This is a genomic window from Rothia nasimurium (genome assembly GCF_004569295.1).
Lineage (GTDB): Bacteria > Actinomycetota > Actinomycetes > Actinomycetales > Micrococcaceae > Rothia > Rothia nasimurium_B.
The window spans coordinates 1-3,298 of sequence record NZ_SPQC01000081.1; the positions used below are offsets into that span (position 1 = coordinate 1).

The window sequence follows — 3,298 nt, forward strand, 5'->3', positions numbered from 1 at the left end:
CGGGTGCGGGGCCGGGTGTGCTCATAGTCCTAGTTTAGGCAGGTTCGAAGCCGTAGGCAGTAAGAATCTGGGCAGCTTTCTCAGAGGTGGCGATCCAGTTAGCGAAATCCTGGGCGCTCGCCTTGGCCTGGCCGGTGGTGGTCAGGGCCAGGGGGTAGGCGTTGCGTTCTAGGTCAGGCAGGTTGATGACGGTGATATCTTCGGTGGCAGAGAGGGCAGTGGCGTCGGTGGAGTAGATAAAGCCAGCATCCGCCTGGCCGGTAGCCACCTTGGTGGCGACCGCCGAGACATTTGCTTCTTCGGTGGAGGTCGCCGGGGTGATTCCCTGACGGCTGAGCTCCTGGTGGGCCAGGCGTCCGCAGGGTACTTCCTGGGCGCAGATTGCGGTCATGACGCCGCTTGCAGCCAGATCATCCACGCTATCAATGGCAGCGGGGTTGCCGGGGGCGGTGGCCAGCACCAGGGCGTTGGTGGCGATGGTTTCGGGGGTGGCGCCGGACAGTTCTTCAACTGTGTCGATAGCCTGGGTCATGGTGGTGCTATCGGCGGTAATCAGCAGATCGGGGGTGGCTCCTTCGGCCATCTGGGTCACCAACTGGGATGACCCCGCGTAGGTGGCGGTGATGTCGGCCTGCGGGTTTTCTTGGCGGTAGGCTGCGATGAGTTCATCGCCCACGGCTCCCAGGGAGGCCGCCGCAAAGACCTGCACGGGGGCGTCCACACCGAGGCTGCTCTGACTGCTCTCGGGGGCGGACGCCGGTGAGCCGGGGGCGCAGGCCGCAAGGGCAAGAACGAGGGGCAGGGTAGCTAGGATGGGGCGGCGCATGAGTCCTCCTGGCGCGGGTAACAGTGGCCTGGGCTGGTTTGTTTCTATAGATTAGTGTAGAGCCAGGTGGTGTTCTTCACCCAGTTTCGATAGGCTAAATATTACATCTAAAATACTGATTAAGATTTGTGAAAGTGTGGGTATGCCCCAATCCTCCACCCCCGTTCCCCCGGTTCCCCTGGGCTCTACCATCCCTGTGGTCACCGGTGGTCTGACTGCCACCACCCGGCAGGGGGCGCCCACCAGCGGGCCTCTCGCTGATCGTTGGGGTAGAACCGCCACTGACCTGCGCATCTCGCTCATGGACAAGTGCAACCTGCGCTGCGTCTACTGTATGCCCGCCGAGGGACTCAACTGGCTCCCCAGCAGCCAGCTTCTCACCCTCGATGAAGTAACCCGTCTCGTGCGTGTAGGCGTGATGGACCTAGGGATAGAAGAGGTACGCTTCACCGGCGGCGAGCCCCTGGTACGAGCCGATCTAACCGACATTATTGCGGCAGTCCGCGCCGACCACCCCCACCTGCCCATCGCCCTGACCACCAACGGCATAGGGCTTGAGAAAAAAGTGGACGCCCTCGCAGCAGCCGGGCTCAACCGGGTGAACGTCTCCCTCGATACCATCTGCCCCGAAACCTTTGCTCAGCTTACCCGCAGAGACAAGCTGACCTCCGTGCTCACCGGAATTGAGGCGGCCACAGCAGCCGGGCTCACCCCCCTCAAAATTAATGCCGTCCTCATAGCAGGGGTCAACGACACCCAGGGCCACGAGCTCCTTACCTGGGCACTGGAGAGGGGCTACCAGCTCCGTTTTATCGAGCAGATGCCCCTGGACGCCGACCACAACTGGACACGCGAAGGCACCATCACCGCCGAGCAGATTCGTCAGCACCTGGCCGACCACTACGACCTACTGCCCCACGGGCGTCCGCGCGGAGCCTCACCCGCAGCGCTCTGGGACGTCTACCCGCTCGGTCGCGCCGGTACAGCAGAGCCCCTGGGTCAGGTGGGTATCATCGCTTCAGTCACCGAACCCTTCTGCTCAGCCTGCACCCGAACCCGCATTACCGCCGACGGCAAAGTGCGGTCCTGCCTCTTCTCCCTGACCGAGACCGACCTCATGGGTGCCCTACGCGGCGGAGCCAGCGATGCTGAACTGGCCCAGATTTGGCACGGAGCCATGTGGGCCAAGCCCAAGGCCCACGGCAAGGATACGGCCGGCTTCGATACCCCCGATTTCACCCAACCTACTCGATCAATGAGCGCCATCGGCGGCTAAGATTCAAGGACTTTCCATGCAGATTAACTTTTTCGCCGCAGCCCGGGCGGCTGCGGGCCGCCCCAGCCTCACCCTGGACCCAGCCCAGCTACCTGCTCCCACTCTTACCAGGGTTCGTGCCTACCTGGCAGAAGAATTCACCGGCAGCACTCCCTCGGGCCAGACCCTGGCCGATATTCTGCCGCGCTGCACTTTCCTCGTCGACGGGGTTGCCGCCACCGACGAGCAGCTCGATAACCCGGCCATCTTGAAGCAGGCTGAGCGCCTGGATGTTCTTCCGCCCTTTGCCGGTGGCTAGGAGGAAAACCCGGTGAACACCCCCAGCTACTCGGCCCTGATCCTGGCGGGCGGACGCTCCTCCCGCCTCGGAGGGGTGCCCAAGGCCCTGCTCTCCAACGGTGAGCACACCCTGCTCGACGGAGTTCTCGCCGCCTGTACGGGTGCGGAGCACCGCGTGGTCGTCGGCCCGGCAGAGCTCGCCCTGCCCACGGGCATCCTACAGACCCGGGAAGAACCGGTCTTTAGCGGGCCAGCAGCCGGTATGTCTGCCGGGCTTGCGGCCCTGGCAGCAGCCCAGCATGACTTTTCGGCACTCTCCCACCACTGGGTACTGGTTCTTTCCTGCGACCTGCCCCGCGCCCAGGCCGCTGTGCCCCTGCTCCTGCAGGTGGCAGCGTCCGCACCGCAAGAGGTCACCGGCTACTGGGCTGTCTCTGAGGGCATCACCCAACCCCTCCTGGGCATCTACCGGGCCGCGGCCCTGGCTCCTGCCTTTGCCGGAGATACCACCAACGCCTCCGTCCGCCGCGTCCTCAGCCCCCTTAAACCCGCAGAGCTAGAACTACCTGCCACCCTGACCGCCGACGTTGATACCTGGGAGGCCGCCCGCGCCGCAGGCTACACCCAGGCACCGCCCCCAGCCCTAAGGAGGACCACCGTGCACCACACCAGCTGGCACCAGGCCAGACAGCTCCTCCACCGGGCGGGAACAGACCTTACCCTCACCGAAGAAGAGGTCCCCCTCGCTGACGCCTTGGACAGGACCCTGGCCCGCGACGCCCGCGCCCTGCTGCCCGTTCCCCACTACGATTCCTCGGCTATGGACGGCTACGCCACCGCCGGGGCCCCGCCCTGGCAGGTACTGACCCACCCGCCAGCTGCCGACGGCGAGAACGTCCACCGCAAAACCCTCCCCC

General features: G+C 64.8%; 4 protein-coding genes. 3 read left to right on the forward strand and 1 reads right to left on the reverse strand.

Features of this window, described 5'->3' with window-relative positions; all coding sequences use genetic code 11:
• Window positions 1-34: 34 nt before the first annotated feature.
• A complete protein-coding gene (gene modA, locus E4U03_RS12355) occupies window positions 35-826 on the reverse strand; it encodes a molybdate ABC transporter substrate-binding protein (protein WP_135014022.1) in 792 nt (263 codons plus the stop codon).
• Window positions 827-968: 142 nt separating this feature from the next.
• Here modA and moaA point away from each other — a divergent pair, with 142 nt between their 5' ends.
• From moaA to E4U03_RS12370, 3 genes are all read left to right on the forward strand, one after another.
• Window positions 969-2,102: a GTP 3',8-cyclase MoaA gene (gene moaA / locus E4U03_RS12360; protein ID WP_135014023.1), complete on the forward strand. Its 1,134-nt coding sequence runs from the start codon at window positions 969-971 to the stop codon at window positions 2,100-2,102.
• A gap of 16 nt (window positions 2,103-2,118) precedes the next feature.
• Window positions 2,119-2,400, forward strand: a complete 282-nt coding sequence (locus E4U03_RS12365; protein ID WP_135014024.1) for a MoaD/ThiS family protein — start codon at window positions 2,119-2,121, stop codon at window positions 2,398-2,400.
• A gap of 12 nt (window positions 2,401-2,412) precedes the next feature.
• On the forward strand, window positions 2,413-3,298 hold an 886-nt coding region (locus E4U03_RS12370), incomplete at its 3' end, for a molybdenum cofactor guanylyltransferase (RefSeq protein ID WP_167752438.1).